The organism is Lentzea albidocapillata, from assembly GCF_000719115.1.
GTDB lineage: Bacteria > Actinomycetota > Actinomycetes > Mycobacteriales > Pseudonocardiaceae > Lentzea > Lentzea albidocapillata.
In genome coordinates this window covers 95654-110728 of the sequence record NZ_JOEA01000015.1, presented here as the reverse complement: position 1 = coordinate 110728, position 15075 = coordinate 95654, and the positions used below count along the sequence as shown (strand labels likewise).

The following is a 15075-nucleotide window of genomic DNA, read 5'->3' as shown; positions in this document are numbered from 1 at the left end:
GCCGGGGCTCTTCGCGTCTACGAGGAGACGACGACGTGAAAACGCCCGTGCTCATCACTGTGACCGGACCCGACAAGCCTGGCGTCTCCTCGGTGCTCTTCGCCGTGCTGACCAGGCACGGCGTCGACGTGCTCGACGTGGAACAGGTCGTGATCAGGGGCAGGCTGGTGCTCGGCGCGCTGGTCTCGACCGATCACGACCCCGAGGGTCTGCAGGAGTCGGTCGAGCAGGCCATGGCCACCGTCTCGATGCACGTGGAGATCGAGATCGGCGCGGACTCGAAGCGCACCGCGCGCCTGGAGTCCTCGCACGTGCTGATCGTGCTGGGCCGTCCGGTCACCGCCAAGGCGTTCACCGAGGTCGCGCGTCGGCTGGCGTCGCTCGGTGTGAACATCGACGCGATCCGCGGTGTCGCCGACTACCCCGTCACGGGCCTTGAGCTGCGTGTTTCGGTCGCGGACGACACGATGGAGAACGACTCGGCGCTGCGGTCGGCGCTCGCCGACGTGTCGGTCCGGGTGGGCCTCGACATCGCGGTCGAACGCGCCGGGCTGACCCGCAGGGCCAAGCGCCTGGTGGTGTTCGACGTCGACTCCACGCTGATCCAGGGCGAGGTGATCGAGATGCTGGCCGCGCACGTCGGGTGCGAGGAGCAGGTGCGCGAGATCACCGAGGCCGCGATGCGCGGCGAGCTCGACTTCGCGGAGTCGCTGCGGCGCCGGGTGGCGTTGCTGGAGGGCCTCGACGAGAAGGTGCTGCAGGAGGTCGGGTCCTCGCTGGAGCTCACGGCCGGCGCGCGCACGACGATCCGGACGCTGAAGCGCCTCGGTTTCTACTGCGGCGTGGTGTCCGGCGGGTTCACGTCGGTGATCACGGGTCTCGCGGACGAGCTGCAGCTGGACTTCTGCGCGGCGAACACGCTGGAGATCGTGGACGGCAAGCTGACCGGGCAGGTCGTCGGCGAGATCGTCGACCGGCCGGGCAAGGCCGTGGCGCTGCGCCGGTTCGCCGAGGAGGTCGGTGTGTCACTGGCGCAGTGCGTGGCGGTCGGTGACGGCGCGAACGACATCGACATGCTGAACGCGGCGGGCCTCGGCATCGCGTTCAACGCCAAGCCCGCGCTGCGCGAGGTGGCCGACACGGCGCTGTCGCACCCGTTCCTGGACGCCGTGCTGTTCATCCTCGGCGTGACGCGGGCCGAGGTGGAGGCCGCGGACGCCGCGGACGGCCTGGAGCTGACCCGGCTGTGAAGATCCTCGACCTCATTGCTTCCCGGAACTACGCGGAGGAGTCCGAAGTCCGCGCGATGCCGATGGTGTTGCGCATCGAACGGGTCGACCCGCCGTCCCGGACGGCGTTGCTGGAGGCCGCGGCCGCTTCGGCGGTCGCGGTGTGCCTCGACCCGCGTGCCGACGTCGACGGCGAGTGGCACGAGGCCGTGCGGGCGTGGGTGGCCGGGCGGATCCGCAAGGTGTCGCGGCGTGCTCGTGGCGTGCAGTGGGACGCCGTGCAGGAGCTGCCGGGGGTGACGGTGACGGTCGACGGGGCGTCGGTCCGTTCGCTGCTGCCCGTGCTGGTGTCCGAGACGCCTCGCGAGGTCGCCAAGCTGCAGATCTCCGGCTCCGACCTGCCTGTCGACGAGCCGGGACCCGTGCCCGAGGGCGCGCGGCTGCTGTACGTGAACCCGCGCGTCGAGATGTCCGCCGGCAAGCTCGCGGCTCAGGTCGGCCACGCGTCGATGCTGCTGGCGCCGTACCTCTCCGCGGTCGAGCTGAAGGCGTGGGCGGACCTGGACTACCGGTGTGCCGTGCGGACGCCGTCCGTGGCGGAGTGGGACTCGTTGATCCACCGCGGCGACGTCGTGGCGGTGCGGGACGCGGGCTTCACGGAGGTCGAGCCGGGCACGACGACGGTGCTCGCCGTTTAGAAGCGTGCGAAACGGGTAAATCCGCCTCTCGTGGGCTTCCTCGACGTTCTTGACGCCCGGCTCGGTGACGGGCTGGAGAACATGCTGTGCTCGCACCACACCCGCCGGCTGACGCGGCTGGGGTGGGGCGATGTGCTCATAGGAGACGGCGCGGGGTGGTTCACCCCGCGCCGTCCCGTGCAGCGCGGCAACAAGATCGAGGTGCTGATCGACGGCGCCAACGCGTTCCCGGTCGTGGCGAAGGCGATCGAGAACGCGGAGAAGTACGTGCACATCGCGAACTGGCACGCGTCGCCGGACTTCCGGCTGACCCGTGAGCCGGGCGCGCCGCACTTGAGTGAACTGCTTTCGGCTGCGGCGGAACGGATCCCGGTGCGCGTGTTGCTCTGGGCCGGCCCGCCGGTCCCGATGTTCGAGCCGACGCGCAAGCGTGCTTTGGCCGCGCAGAAGGCTTTCTGGGACTGCGGCGCCGTCCGGTGCGAGCTGGACGCGCGCGAGCGCACGTTGCACTGTCACCACGAGAAGATCGTGATCGTCGACGACGTGGCGTTCGTCGGCGGCCTCGACATGACGGCCGTGGAGGGCGACCGCCACGACTCGCCCGAGCATCCGCCGCGTGATCTCGGCTGGCACGACCACGTCGCACGGCTGGAAGGCCCGATCGTCGCCGAGGTGGCCGCGCACTTCGCCGCGCGGTGGCTGGAGATCGCGGGGGAGACCCTGCCCGCGCCCGAGGTACCGCCCGAGGCCGGGTCGTCGTCGGTGCAGCTGGTGCGGACGATCCCGGAGAAGACCTACTCGTTCGCCCCGCACGGTGACTTCAGTCTGCTCGACTCGTACCTGCGGGCGCTGCGGGCGGCCGAGTCGCTGATCTACGTGGAGAACCAGTTCCTGTGGTCCCCGGAGATCACCGAGGTCCTGCTGGAGAAGCTGAGCCGGCCGCCGTCGCCCGAGTTCCGGATGGTGTTGCTGCTGCCGCAGAAGCCGAGCAACGGCGCCGACACCACCCGTGGGCAGCTCGGCCGTCTGCTCGACGTCGACGAAGATGGGCGGCTCGTCGCGGCAACGCTCGTCTCCCATGGCGACGCGCCGGTCTACGTGCACGCCAAGCTGTCCATTGTGGACGACAGATGGATGTCGATCGGGTCGGCGAACCTGAACGAGCACTCGCTGTTCAACGACACCGAGGTCAACGTCGTGACCGACGACGCCGAGGTGGTGCGCGCGACGCGGTTGCGGCTGTGGGCGGAACATCTGGGTACGGACGTCTCCGGGCCCGCGCACGAGATCGTCGACCGCGTGTGGCGGTCCGAGCTGAAGGGTTCCGGGCGGGTGACGTCGCTGCCCGGTGTGTCCCGCCGCGCCGGAAGACTGCAAGGACCGTTACGTGGATTGCTGGTCGATGGCTGATCTCCGGGTCTAGTTTGGCGACGTGGCCAACGAGGTGACGATCCCGCTGCTGCCGTGCGCCTCCATCGACGAGGTGGCCGAGTTCTACGTGATGCTCGGGTTCACGGTCACGTACCGGCAGTACCGGCCGAACGCGTACCTGTCGGTGCGCCGCGAGGAGATCAACCTCCACTTCTTCGGCATCCCCGGCTACCAGGCCGCGCAGTCGTACAGCTCGTGCCTGGTCCAGGTCGAGGACCCGCGTGAGCTGTACGACGCGTTCGCGGCCGGGATGCGCGCCGTGTACGGGCAGGTGCTGGTCACGGGCATCCCGCGGATGACGCGGCCCCGGCGGGAAGGGTTCCTGTTCGTCGATCCCGGCGGCAACTGGATCCGGGTGGTGCCCGCGGTGCGCGAACGGGAGAACGGGCGGAACGGGCTGTCGCGGGCGTTGGACACCGCGGTGACGCTGGCCGGGTCGCACGCGGCCGAGCGGCAGGCGTTGAAGATCCTCGAAGGGGCGCTGGCGCGGGAGGTGCACGCCTCGGAGGAGGAGCGGGCCTCGGCACTGGAGTTCCGCGAAGAGCTGCTTGACCGGCTTAATCTACATAGGTAGTCTTAGTGGCGTGGAGCCACTGCAACGCATCGGCAAAGCCACCATCGACGTTCTCGAAGTGCTGCTCGGCGCCGACGAGCCGCGCTGGGGCCTGGAGATCATCAAGCTCACCGGCAGGCCGTCCGGCAGCGTCTACCCGTTGCTGGACAGGCTGGAACGGGCCGGGTGGGTCACCTCCGCCTGGGAGGACGACGCGGAACGGCGCGGGCCGCGCCGGCGGATGTACCGGCTGACCGCTGACGGGGCCGCGGAGGCCCGCAGGGTCGTTGCGCGGGCCGCTCCGGCGCCGAGGTTCGTGCCGAGGGCGGCGCAGTGAGAGTCGCGTTGCTGCTGGTGCGGTTCGCGGCCGCGGTGGTGGGTGACGAGCGCTGTCGCGAGCAGTGGGAAGCGGATGTCGTTGGGGCACGCGAACTCGGCATGTCGCCGTTCGGGGTGGCGGTCGGGGCTGTGCGTGCTGCCGTTGTCATACCTTCGAAAGGGGCTGCTGTGGCTGGAATCGGACCGTTGGGCATTGCCTTGAAGCACGCGGGGACTTCGCGTGGGCGGGTGCTCGCCATTGCCGTGGTTTCCGCGTTGATGGTGCTGGGCGGGCTCGCACTGCTGTTCGCTTGAGCAAATAGCTCGGTGTCGTTTCGGCAGGGCCGGGCTTAGCTTCGGGCGGTGGCAAACGAACTGACTATTCCGCTCCTGCCCTGCGTCGACATCGACGAGATGTCGGCCTTCTACGAGATGCTCGGCTTCTCCATCACCTACCGGCAGACGCGTCCCAATCCGTACGTCGCTATGCGGCGCGAGGACATCAACCTGCACTTCTACGGGATGGACGGGCACGTTCCGGAGCAGTCGCACAGCACGTGCGTGATCATCGTCGAGGACACCGGTCCGCTGTTCGAGGATTTCGCGGCGCGAATGCGCGCTGTGCACGGGAAGCTGCTCATCTCCGGCATCCCGCGGATGACCCGGCCGCGGCTGCGCAACGACCGGTACACCGGGTTCACCGTCGTCGATCCGGGCGGCAACTGGATCCGGATCAACAAGGCCGCCCAGGAACCCGAGGCGCGCACCAAGCTCGCGAAAGCCATGGAGAACGCGGCACGGCAGGCGGACGCGCACGGGGACGAGCGGCAGGGGTTGAAGATCCTCGAAGGCGCGCTGAAGAAGACCGACGGTTCCGAACCGGAACTGCCGGAGGCCCAGGCCTACCGCGACGAGCTCGTCGAGCGGATCAAGGGGTCTGAGCCTCGTCCAGGCGCTTGAGGGCGCCGCGGACCACTTCCGGGTCGTAGGTCGTCCAGAACGGGGGGAGTGAGGCCCTGATGAAGCCGCCGTAGCGAGCGGTGGCGATGCGCGGATCGAGGACGGCCACCACGCCCTTGTCCGACATCGAGCGCAGCAACCTGCCGGCGCCCTGGGCCATCAGCAGGGCGGCGTGCGTGGCGGCGACGGTCAGGAAGCCGTTGCCGCCGCGTGAGCTCACCGCCTTCTGGCGGGCGGAGGCCAGTGGGTCGTCCGGGCGCGGGAACGGGATGCGGTCCATGATCACGAGCTGGAGGCTGGGCCCCGGTACGTCGACGCCCTGCCACAGCGACAGGGTGCCGAACAGGCACGTGCGCTCGTCCTCGGAGAACTTCTTGACCAGCAGGCCCGTCGCGTCGTCGCCCTGGCACAGGATCGGGTACTCGATCTTGTCCCGCAGCGCCTCCGTGGCGGCCTTGGCCGCCCGCGTCGAGGAGAACAGGCCGAGCGCGCGGCCGCCCGCCGCGTTCACCAGGCCCTCGATCTCGTCGAGGTACTCCGGCGGCAGGCCGTCGCGCCCCGGCTGCGGCAGATGCCTTGCCACGTAGAGGATTCCGCTCGTGCCGTGCTGGAACGGCGAGCCCACGTCGAGGCCGCTCCACTTGGGACCGTCGATGTCCTTCTCGGTCGCCGCGCCCTCGATCTTGCGGACCTTCTCCGACGGCGGCAGGCCCCACTGGCGCGCCATCGTGTCGAAGGCGCCGCCCAAGGTCAGCGTCGCGGACGTCAGAACGGTGGTGCGCTTGGCGAACAGCCGCTCCCGCAGCAGCCCGCCGACACCGAGCGGCGCCACCCGCAGCGAGGGGGCCTTCTGGTTGAAGTCGCCCGAGACCCAGACGACGTCATGTTCCTCGTCGAACGCCTCCAGCACCCGCACCGCGCAGTCGTGGACCTCTTCCAGCAACGCCAGCGCGAGCTTGCGCGCCGTCGCCGCGTCCGGGTCTTCCTTGCGCTCCGAACCCATGGCCGACATGCAGTTGTGCGCCGCGTCGCGCGTGGCCGCCAGCGCACCCGCGAGCGCCCGGGGCAGCGCGTCCAACCGGCCGGACGGCATGTCCTCGAGGATCATCGCCAGCCCGTCGCCCGCCTCGGCCAGCCGGTCCGCGATGTCCTGGTCGATGAGCCGCCCGCACCGCCGCGCGGCCATGCCCACGGACGCCCCGGTCAGCTCCTCCGTGGCCACCGACGTGATGCGGTCGACCAGGTCGTGTGCCTCGTCGATCACCACCACGTCGTGGTCGGGCAGAACCTGGTAGCCCTCCAGCGCGTCGATGGCGAGCATCGCGTGGTTCGTGACCACCACGTCCGCCTTGCCCGCCTCGGCCCGCGCCCTTTCCGCGAAGCAGTCGGACCCGATCGGGCACTTCGACACCCCGAGGCACTCGCGGGCCGTGACGCTGACCTGCCGCCACGCCTGCTCGCTGACACCGGGCACCAGTTCGTCGCGATCCCCGGTCTCGGTGTCCGACGACCACTCGTGCAGCCGCTTCACCTCGCGCCCGAGCTTCGACACCGCGAACGGGTCGAACAGCGCGTCCTCCTCCGGCTCGTCCGGCGCGCCGTTGTGCACGCGGTGCATGCACAGGTAGTTCCTGCGGCCCTTGAGGATCGCGAACGTGGGCTCGCGCCCCAGGTCCTTCTTGAGCGCCTTGGAGAGCCGCGGCAGATCCCGGTCCACCAGCTGCCGCTGCAACGCGATCGTGGCCGTCGAGACCACCACCGTCTCGTCCTCGGCCACGGCGTGCCGGATCGACGGCACCAGGTACGCCAGCGACTTGCCGGTACCCGTGCCCGCCTGCACCGCGAGGTGCTCGCCCGTGCGGATCGAGTGGTCGACGGCCTCGGCCATCTCCACCTGACCAGGACGCTCCGCGCCACCGACGGCGTGGACGGCGGTTTCGAGCAGGCTCAGGGTGGGGGGAACTTCAGGCACGGGACAGACCGTACCCGGAAGGTCCGACAGTCCCGTCAGACCCGCTCAGTCGCCGCCACCGCCGCCGCACCCACCGCCGCCGCCGTCACTACCGCCGTCGCTGCCGCACGAGCTCGACGAACAGCCGCCCCCGCAGCTACTGCCGGACGACGTGTCGCGGTGCGGCAGCGTCCCGACCACGACGGCGCTGAGCCCGAACATCCCGGCGACCGCGAGGCCGCCGATCCTTCCGCGCAGCCCCCGCACGGCGACCGCGCCGACCGGATCCTGCGGGTTCACCCGGCGCTCGGCACGTTTCAGCAGGACGTAGCCGGCCCTGGTGCGCAGGCGGCCGGGATCGCGGGCGCGCAGCACCGAGGCCCAGACGAACATCGCCGCCGCGGCCGCGAAGAAGTACCAGAACGGGAACTCGGGCAGCTGCGGCACGAACTCCCGCTGGAGTTCCGGTGCCACGGCGCTGAGCACTCCCGCCACCATGAGCAGAGGTGCCAGCAGGAACAGCCACGAGTACAGGCGGGGGCGCAGGGATCGGCGGCGGCGCAGCAGCCTGCGGTTGATCAGGTGGGCGCGCAGGCCTTCCGCCTCGGCCGAGCCGAACGCGGTGAAGACGACGTCGTTCAGGTGGCGGCCGTGGCGCAGGCCGTTCAGGATCTGCGCCTCCAGTGGGGTGGCCGGGCCCCTGCCGGGTACGTGGACGGCGCTCAGCACGCCCTCGCGCGAGACCCGGACCAGGCCGGACTGGATCAGGCGGGCCAGGGCCACCTCGGCCGCGCGGGCCGGGCCGCCGACCAGACAGCCCAGCTCCTCGGGGGTATGCGTCGTCACGCGGATTTCTCGGCCGCGGACCTCACGTCGTTACGTCGGCCATGATCCGGTCGAACAGTTCGAGGGACGCCGCGGCATGCGCGACGGTCAGCGGCACGTCCGAGTCCCGCCGTGACGCCACGAGGTCCAGGATCGGCAGGTCTGGCCAGCGGGCGGCGGCCAGTTCGCCGGCGCGCGACTTGCTGACGATCTCGCCGGTCCGGATGGTGTGCCACAGCCGGGCCGGGCCCAGGCCTACCCACAGCAGCGAGTCGCGCGGAATCGCCGCTGCGAGATCCAGGGACGGCAGCACCTCGCGGAAGCGATCGAAGTCCAGTTTCCAGTAGCTGACGAGGTTGTCGCGGCAGTAGGCCTCGACGTCGGCGGCAGTGCCCGGACAAGTGGGTCGTGTGCCGCGCACGGTCTGACCGACGGTCCGCAGCTGTTGCCACAGCACGGGAGTGATCTCGCCGGCCAACGGCGTCACGTCGAAAACCGGCTTCTCCAGCGAACCGGCGAGCACGACCGCGACGTCGGCTCCGTCCATCGACGGCAGTTCGGCGGCGGCGGACAGTTCGATCACGATGTCCAGGTCGGAATCGCGCACGACGTCGCCGAGCACGCGGGACCCATAAACATGCGCGCCTGCCACGAGACCGGGCAGGCGCGCATCCAAGAACGAGAGGTACTCCCCAGGTGTCACCACCCGGTCCAAGCTACCGGCGGCGGACGAGGGCCCAGGCTCCCGGCAGGACGCCGGCGGCGAGGGCGATCTTCAGCGCGTCACCGATCAGGAACGGCAGCACGCCCACAGCCAGGGCCTTGCCGAGCGACATCCCGGTCATCGCCATCAGCCACGGCACGCCGACCGAGTAGATCGCCAGGTTGCCCAGCGCCATCGTGCCCAGAGTGCGCAACGGCGTGCGGTCGCCACCTTGGCCGGCCAGGTAGCCCACGAGGGCACCGGCGAACACGAAGCCGACGACGTAGCCGAGAGAGACCGGCACACCGGACGAGCCGCCCTGGAACCACGGCACGCCTGCAACGCCCGCGATCAGGTACAGCAGCATCGAGGTCGCTCCGCGCTGCCAGCCGAGCGAGGCGCCGACGAGCAGGGCGGCGAACGTCTGGCCCGTCAGCGGAACCGGGCTGCCGGGGATCGGCAGCGCCACCTGAGCGGCGAGACCGGTCAACGCGGCACCGGCGACGACGAGAGCGAGGTCGCGGGCCAGGGCGCCCGGCACGAAGTCGGCGAGCACGGTGCGACGAGGTGCGAGTGCGAGAGTCACGGTTCCCTCCCAGGCGGAGTCGAGTGAACCGAGGTTAACCACGCAGGCTCGAGAACGTCTTTGTTCGATCTCCACAAAGTGACCGGTCACACATGCGGATCAGGCGTCGAGGGCGACCTTGCCCGTCACCCGCTCCTCGTTGCGCCGCGTTTTGGTCCAACCGTTGTTGCCGCGCACCAAACGGATCAGCGCGCGCCACGACGTGATGTAGAAGGTGTAGATGTACAGCGCGTAGCCGAACCCGTACGCAATGGACTTCCAGAACCCCACGGGTTCACAGCGTGCGCGGTACACCGGTCCCCACAGGACGAACGGCATCAGCCCGAACGCGCCGTACACGGTGAAGAGGATCCACGCGCCGTCGAAGAACCACGACACGACTTCAGAAGGCGACACCGCGAACCGGTACGCCATCATCGCCATCGGAATCGGGTAGATGAGCGTGCCGAGCAACTGCATCCACGGTTGCGCGAGGTAGTACATCATCTCCGCCGCTCCCAGCGTGGTCAGGTGGTCGGAGTCCCAGATGCGCCGCAGATAACGCATGCACTGCATGGTGCCCTGGCCCCACCGCGTGCGTTGGGCCAGGAACCGCCGCAACGAGTACAGCGCCTCCTGGTTCACGTGCGTGTCCAACGAGAAACCCGTGTGCCAGCCCGCCGTCAGCAGGTGCACGCCGAGCTCGAAGTCCTCCAGCAACGACCCGCGCCACGGGCTTCCGGTCGGCCCGGCGATCGAGTCCAAAGCGGACAGACGCGTGAACTGGCCGTTGCCGCCCATGGAGATCGTGCCGGTGGCACCGCGGGACATCTGGATCGCCGCGATGGCCGTGCGGAACTCCAGGTCCTGCATCCGCACGAGCCCGGCACCGAACGCGCGGCGCCACCGCGACACCCCCGGCTGCCGCCGGCCCGCGTTGATCATCCGCACGTCCACCTGCACGGCGCCGATCCGCGGATTGCCGAAGAGGTGTTGCGCCGCACAGACTTCGAGGCAGTTCGGTGCCGGTCGCCCGTCCGCGTCGACCACCACGACGATCGCGCGGTCGGTGTCCGCGCGGCGCCCCATCCACATCTTCAACGTGCGGTAGGCGTCGTTCAGCGCGTTGCCCTTGCCGGTGCGGGCGTACGGGCGCTGGCGTTGCACGAGGTGGATCTGCGGGTCCCGCACACCACCGTTGCGCTTCAACGTCCGCACGACTCCGGCGGTGCGGTCGTCCGAGTCGTCGTCGATGACCCACACGTGCGCGATGGGGAAAGTCCCGCGCAGGTACCGGATCGTGTCGCCGATGACGGCCTCCTCGTCGCGGCACGGCACGAAGAAGTGCCACTCCAACGAGGCGGGCTCGCCGACGGGCGCGGGTTTGCGCCGCAGGTACGGGATGACGATCACGAACACGTACGTCACGAAGGCGACGCTCATCGTCAGGGCGAGCGCCTGCGTGAACCCGAGAACGAGGTCGAGGCTCACTTCCGCGTGGCCAGCCAGACGAACGCGACCAACGCGGCCGCGCCACCGAACACGCTCACCATCGACCCGAGCAGGGTGTGACCCCAGTAGTACCCGGTGTCGACGCCCAGCCAGTCGACCAGGCCCACCAGCGTCAGCACGCGGAACTGGTTCACGACGACGACCGCGAACGCCGCGACCCCCAGTGCGAACAGCACGCGGCTCTGGATGCGCGGGCGCAACGCGATCATGACCGCGCCGACGACGATCAGCGGCAGCACCAGGAACGCGGACGTGCACTCCGGCGTCATCCGCAGGCCCAGCGGGGTGTCCGAGCCCAGCCCGAAGTAGACGGTCTGGCGTTCCGGGACCACTTCCACGCCATAGGAGCTGATGACGCTCAGGACCGCGCCGGACAGCGAGATCTCCGCCGTGCGGTACAGGCGATGTGCGAACACGAGTCCCGCCGCTAGTGCGAGCAGGACGACCACCGTCACCCGGCTCGGGAATGCGGTGCGGCGCACGGCAAGCGTCACCCGAAGATCCTTTCAACCGATGAGGGAGCGCCCAGACGGGCTACTTGACGTTCCATCGGTAGACGCAACGTCATCCCTCACCCCCGGATCGGGTGACGCCGTAATCAGAAATTGATCAAAAGTCCCACCATGAGTGGCGCCGGTTGGGCGAGTCGGGTGGTCGTGTCGCCCGATACGGGGAGTAACCCTCAGTTCCCTCGAAAGAAAGCCGATGCCGGTAATTGCCCCCGGAAAGCGTGAAACCACATCGGTATCAACGCGCCTTGGGGCCAGAGAACCAAGGGAAGGAGTTTCATGCGTGTCCGAATGACGGGACTGGCTGGAGTCATCGCGATTGCCGCACTCCTGGTCGGTGCCGCACCCGCTTCCGCCGCTCCGGGGGACGCCTCGGCCTACGGTGCGAAGCTCGACGTGACGCTGCTCGGCAACCCCGCGGTCAACGCGGAGCCGTTCGCCGCAGCCAATGCGAACGGTCCGACCCAGAACACGTTCGCAGGCGTCGACCTCACCGGGATCCTGAAGACCGGTGTCATCAACGCTTCCGCGTCGCGGGACGAGAAGTCCGGCGGCGTGTACTCGCGGGCGAGCACCGCGGACGTCCGGGTCGACCTGCTCTCCAAGGTCACCGGCAAGATCTCCGCCGAACTGGTGGAGGCGGAGTGCACGGCGACCCAGAAGGGCCTCGCCGGCAAGGCCAAGCTCGCGGGCGTGAACCTCGGCAGGCTCGGCCAGGTCAACGCCGACCCCGCTGCGAACACCAAGCTCGACGTGCAACTCGCGGGCATCAAGATCGCCGAGGTGATCTTCAACGAGCAGATCAGGAACAACGACGGCAGCCTCACCGTGAACGCGATCCACATCAAGCTGCTGCAGGGCGTGCTCGGCGGCATCGGCACCGGCGACGTGATCATCTCGTCCGCCACGTGCGGCCCCGCCGGCCTGCCCATCCCGATGGCGTCGGGGGCCGGCCTGTGGATCGGCCTCGGCCTGCTCGGTGTCGTCGCCGCTCCGGTCGCCTTCGTGGCGCTGCGCCGTCGCGCGTCGCTCAACGCGGCCTGATCGAGGAGCGGCAGATGTACAAGGTCCCCGGTACCGGCATTGGTGTCGGCACGGGCGTGGGTGCCCTCGCGGTCACCGGCGCGGACGTGACCTGGTGGATCGCCGCGGGAATCGTCCTCCTCGTCGCGGGTGCGTTCCTCGTGCACTCGGCGCGGAAGAGGCGTCGCGCGATCCCCGTCCAGACCAGACCGAACCGAGCCGGCTGAATTGGTCCGTCTGGGGTTGCCCCCGGCCCCAGACGGACCTCCCGCTCTTTCCCCGAGAAGAGGACAACGGTGAGCAAAGAGGTTCTGCTGGTGGCCGGCACCCGGCCAGAAGCACTGAAGATCGCCCCGGTCGCCATCGCCCTGAAGGGGCACCCCGGCCTGCGTCCCACGATCGTCCACAGCGGACAGCACTCCGGCATGGTCGAGCAGGCGCTCGGCGCGTTCGACCTGGTGCCGGACGTGCGGCTGGACGTCCCCCGCCACTCCGGGACGCAGGCCGAGCTGGTCTCCCGGTTGTTGCCCGAGTTCGACGCCCTGCTGGAGGAGCGCGACCCCGCGGTCACCCTCGTGCAGGGCGACACCACCACGACCCTGGCCGCGGCGCTGGCCTCGTTCTGGCGCGGAATCCCCGTGGCGCACCTCGAAGCCGGTCTGCGGACCGGTGACCTGTACGGCCCGTTCCCCGAGGAGGGGAACCGGCAGATGATCTCCCGCATCACCTCGCTGCACCTCGCGCCGACCGACGACGCCGCGAACGCGCTGAACTCCGAGTCGCTGCCGGACAGCCACATCGTCGTCACCGGCAACACCGTCGTGGACGCCGTGCAGCGCGTCGCGGCCGCGAACCTGCCCGCGTCCAGCCCGGACCTCATCGCTCTGGAACGCACCCTGGACGCCACCGGTGGCCGGCTCATGCTCGTCACCGTGCACCGCCGTGAGTCGTGGGGCCGCCCGCTCATGCGCGTGCTCAACGCCGTGCGCTCCATCGCCGACCGCCACCCCGACCTGCACGTGGTGATCCCCGCGCACCCGAACCCCGGTGTGCGCGAACAGGTCGTGTCACTGCTGGGCGGCCATGAGCGCATCGTCATCACCGACCCGCTGGACTACCCGGACCTGGTGCGCGTGCTGAAGCGGGCGTCCCTCGTACTGACCGACTCCGGTGGCATCCAGGAGGAGGCGCCGACGTTCGGCGTGCCCGTCCTGGTGCTGCGTGAGACCACCGAACGGATGCTCGCCGTCGACGCCGGGTGCGCCTGGCTCGTCGGTACCGACACCACCCGCATCCTCGCCGAGGCGGGCTGGGTCCTCGGCTCCCGGCTGCGGCTTCCTCTGGGGCGCAACCCGTTCGGCGACGGGCGTGCCGCCGTGCGGGTGTGCTCCGCGCTGGAGAGGCTGGCGGGCCTGCCGACGGCCCTGCCGCGCCGAGAGCCGTTCGCCACGCTCGTGGGCGTTCGCTGACGAAGACGCCTGTCACTCAACCGGGTAATTGGCTACACGTTTGGGTGACATGAAGGGCTAGGCAGTTATCAGCGCCATCCAGTACAACCATTATCGGGCTGTGGGAACAAAGGCAATGCGAAAAATGCGCAAGACTTCGATCGCCGGAGCTGTGGTCGCGTTGACGTTCGTGACCGCGGGCACCGCGCTCGCGGCCAACCCGCCCGGTACCGCGTCGTCGGGATCCGCGGACTTCGCGAAGGCGGGTCAGACGTTCAAGGTGGCGCCGCTCGCGGTGTGCAACGTGAACCCGGACGTGGCGGGCACCGTCACCGGCTCCAGTCCGGCGGTGAGCCGGACCGGGCTCAAGATCGGCGAGACCGGCTCCACCTGCACGACCGAGGTGGTGAACCCGGACGAGTTCCTCACCAGGACGAAGTCCGTGGCGAAGGGCGCGGGTTTCGACCTGTCCGCCCTCGCCGGGCTGTCCGGCGGGAACAGAGGACCGCGGCTCAAGATCGCCGAGTGGTCGGTCAACTGCGACGCCGACGAGAAGGGCACGCAGGCCGGCTGGCAGCTCAAGGGCATGTCCGGCTGGACCGGGCTGCCGCAGCAGATCCCGTCCGGCTACGTGTACGACGTCAAGGCGAGCAACGGAACCGTGCTCGCCAAGGCCAAGTTCACCGACACGGTGTTCCCGGTGCCGAACGACGGCAGTCTCAGCATGACCCTGCTGAAGATCACCTTCGAACCGTCGTCCGGCTACACGGGAAGCATCACCGTCGGTTCGGTGGCCTGCTCGCCGACTCCTTAGGAGACAGCGACACCCGCGGCGAGCAGCTCCTCAACGGCGGCGTCGCGGGTCGTCGCGGCGACCGCCGCCGTCAGGTCGACGAGCACCCTCGTGCGGAAGCCGTTCCGGTGGGCGTCGAGGGCGGTGGCGCGGACGCAGTGGTCGGTCGCGATGCCCACGACGTCCACCTCGGTCACGCCCCTCTCCGTCAGCCAGCCCGCGAGGTCGTTCTCCGCCTCGAAACCCGAGTAGGCGGCGGCGAAGCGGCCCTTCGAGAAGACCTGCTCGATCCCCGACACGTCCAGCTCCGGGTGGAACGACGCTCCGGGCGATCCCGCCACGCAGTGCACCGGCCACGAGTCGATGAAGTCCGGCGTCGGGGAGAAGTGCGCGCCGGGGTCGACGTGGTAGTCCCGGGTCGCCACGACGTGGTCGTACGACGAGGTGGTGATGTGCTGCGAGATGGCCGCGGCCACGGCCGCGCCACCGGCGACGGCCAGCGAACCGCCTTCGCAGAAGTCGTTCTGCACGTCGACGACGATCAGTGCCTTGGTCAT

The 15075-nt window shown here is 69.6% G+C and carries 18 protein-coding genes; 11 read left to right on the top strand and 7 right to left on the bottom strand.

Annotated elements, in window-relative coordinates; genetic code table 11:
- Nucleotides 1-35: 35 nt before the first annotated feature.
- The 7 genes from serB to IG04_RS0125505 are packed head-to-tail and all read left to right on the top strand — an operon-like array spanning nucleotide 36 to nucleotide 5189.
- Nucleotides 36-1250, top strand: a complete 1215-nt coding sequence (serB, locus tag IG04_RS0125535) for a phosphoserine phosphatase SerB (protein ID WP_030479249.1) — start codon at nucleotides 36-38, stop codon at nucleotides 1248-1250.
- A 56-nt stretch (nucleotides 1251-1306) separates the two neighbouring features.
- Nucleotides 1307-1927 (top strand): peptidyl-tRNA hydrolase, encoded by a 621-nt coding sequence (locus tag IG04_RS0125530; protein ID WP_084401943.1) that lies wholly within the window; start codon nucleotides 1307-1309, stop codon nucleotides 1925-1927.
- A 30-nt stretch (nucleotides 1928-1957) separates the two neighbouring features.
- Entirely contained in the window at nucleotides 1958-3337 is a 1380-nt protein-coding gene (locus IG04_RS0125525; protein ID WP_030479247.1) for a phospholipase D-like domain-containing protein, read from the top strand.
- Between the two features lie 22 nt (nucleotides 3338-3359).
- The gene (locus IG04_RS0125520; protein ID WP_036015836.1) at nucleotides 3360-3932 is read left to right on the top strand and encodes a VOC family protein; all 573 of its coding nucleotides are present in this window, start codon (nucleotides 3360-3362) and stop codon (nucleotides 3930-3932) included.
- 10 nt (nucleotides 3933-3942) lie between these two features.
- Nucleotides 3943-4248, top strand: a complete 306-nt coding sequence (locus IG04_RS0125515) for a helix-turn-helix transcriptional regulator (RefSeq protein ID WP_036015834.1) — start codon at nucleotides 3943-3945, stop codon at nucleotides 4246-4248.
- On the top strand, nucleotides 4245-4544 hold the full coding sequence (locus tag IG04_RS0125510; protein ID WP_030479244.1) for a hypothetical protein: 300 nt from the start codon (nucleotides 4245-4247) through the stop codon (nucleotides 4542-4544). Before IG04_RS0125515 ends, IG04_RS0125510 begins: the two co-directional genes overlap by 4 nt.
- 48 nt (nucleotides 4545-4592) lie before the next feature.
- Nucleotides 4593-5189: a VOC family protein gene (locus tag IG04_RS0125505; RefSeq protein WP_030479243.1), complete on the top strand. Its 597-nt coding sequence runs from the start codon at nucleotides 4593-4595 to the stop codon at nucleotides 5187-5189.
- Here the strand turns inward: IG04_RS0125505 and IG04_RS0125500 are convergent.
- The 6 genes from IG04_RS0125500 to xrtP form a co-directional block, all read right to left on the bottom strand.
- Nucleotides 5158-7161 carry an ATP-dependent DNA helicase gene (locus tag IG04_RS0125500; RefSeq protein WP_030479242.1) on the bottom strand — a complete coding sequence of 668 codons (2004 nt, stop codon included), beginning with the start codon at nucleotides 7159-7161 and terminating at the stop codon, nucleotides 5158-5160. The genes IG04_RS0125505 and IG04_RS0125500 overlap by 32 nt on opposite strands.
- 45 nt (nucleotides 7162-7206) lie before the next feature.
- Nucleotides 7207-7986 (bottom strand): TIGR04222 domain-containing membrane protein, encoded by a 780-nt coding sequence (locus IG04_RS0125495; protein ID WP_030479241.1) that lies wholly within the window; start codon nucleotides 7984-7986, stop codon nucleotides 7207-7209.
- 22 nt (nucleotides 7987-8008) lie between these two features.
- The gene (locus tag IG04_RS0125490) at nucleotides 8009-8671 is read right to left on the bottom strand and encodes a nucleotidyltransferase domain-containing protein (protein WP_159460498.1); all 663 of its coding nucleotides are present in this window, start codon (nucleotides 8669-8671) and stop codon (nucleotides 8009-8011) included.
- Nucleotides 8672-8681: 10 nt separating this feature from the next.
- Nucleotides 8682-9254, bottom strand: a complete 573-nt coding sequence (locus IG04_RS0125485) for a biotin transporter BioY (RefSeq protein WP_036015870.1) — start codon at nucleotides 9252-9254, stop codon at nucleotides 8682-8684.
- 99 nt (nucleotides 9255-9353) lie between these two features.
- The gene (locus IG04_RS0125480; RefSeq protein WP_051770693.1) at nucleotides 9354-10676 is read right to left on the bottom strand and encodes a glycosyltransferase; all 1323 of its coding nucleotides are present in this window, start codon (nucleotides 10674-10676) and stop codon (nucleotides 9354-9356) included.
- A 44-nt stretch (nucleotides 10677-10720) separates the two neighbouring features.
- Nucleotides 10721-11239, bottom strand: coding sequence for an exosortase P (gene xrtP / locus IG04_RS0125475; protein ID WP_245816498.1), 519 nt, complete (start codon nucleotides 11237-11239; stop codon nucleotides 10721-10723).
- 294 nt (nucleotides 11240-11533) lie between these two features.
- Here xrtP and IG04_RS0125470 point away from each other — a divergent pair, with 294 nt between their 5' ends.
- The 4 genes from IG04_RS0125470 to IG04_RS0125455 all read left to right on the top strand — a co-directional run bounded on the left by IG04_RS0125470 (nucleotide 11534) and on the right by IG04_RS0125455 (nucleotide 14539).
- Entirely contained in the window at nucleotides 11534-12298 is a 765-nt protein-coding gene (locus IG04_RS0125470) for a choice-of-anchor P family protein (RefSeq protein WP_030479236.1), read from the top strand.
- A 14-nt stretch (nucleotides 12299-12312) separates the two neighbouring features.
- Nucleotides 12313-12504 carry an LPXTG cell wall anchor domain-containing protein gene (locus IG04_RS0125465; protein ID WP_030479235.1) on the top strand — a complete coding sequence of 64 codons (192 nt, stop codon included), beginning with the start codon at nucleotides 12313-12315 and terminating at the stop codon, nucleotides 12502-12504.
- Between the two features lie 69 nt (nucleotides 12505-12573).
- Nucleotides 12574-13746 (top strand): non-hydrolyzing UDP-N-acetylglucosamine 2-epimerase, encoded by a 1173-nt coding sequence (gene wecB, locus IG04_RS0125460; RefSeq protein ID WP_030479234.1) that lies wholly within the window; start codon nucleotides 12574-12576, stop codon nucleotides 13744-13746.
- Nucleotides 13747-13870: 124 nt separating this feature from the next.
- Nucleotides 13871-14539, top strand: a complete 669-nt coding sequence (locus IG04_RS0125455) for a hypothetical protein (RefSeq protein WP_030479233.1) — start codon at nucleotides 13871-13873, stop codon at nucleotides 14537-14539.
- Here IG04_RS0125455 and IG04_RS0125450 read toward each other — a convergent pair.
- Nucleotides 14536-15075: an isochorismatase family protein gene (locus tag IG04_RS0125450; RefSeq protein WP_030479232.1), complete on the bottom strand. Its 540-nt coding sequence runs from the start codon at nucleotides 15073-15075 to the stop codon at nucleotides 14536-14538. The genes IG04_RS0125455 and IG04_RS0125450 overlap by 4 nt on opposite strands.

Bases quoted from the DNA above. Each gene is read 5' to 3' on its own strand.
- IG04_RS0125450 (WP_030479232.1), bottom strand. From the start codon at position 15,075: ATGACCAAGGCACTGATCGTCGTCGACGTGCAGAACGACTTCTGCGAA.
- IG04_RS0125470 (WP_030479236.1), top strand. From the start codon at position 11,534: ATGCGTGTCCGAATGACGGGACTGGCTGGAGTCATCGCGATTGCCGCA.
- IG04_RS0125480 (WP_051770693.1), bottom strand. From the start codon at position 10,676: ATGAGCGTCGCCTTCGTGACGTACGTGTTCGTGATCGTCATCCCGTAC.
- IG04_RS0125465 (WP_030479235.1), top strand. From the start codon at position 12,313: ATGTACAAGGTCCCCGGTACCGGCATTGGTGTCGGCACGGGCGTGGGT.
- IG04_RS0125455 (WP_030479233.1), top strand. From the start codon at position 13,871: ATGCGCAAGACTTCGATCGCCGGAGCTGTGGTCGCGTTGACGTTCGTG.
- IG04_RS0125530 (WP_084401943.1), top strand. From the start codon at position 1,307: ATGCCGATGGTGTTGCGCATCGAACGGGTCGACCCGCCGTCCCGGACG.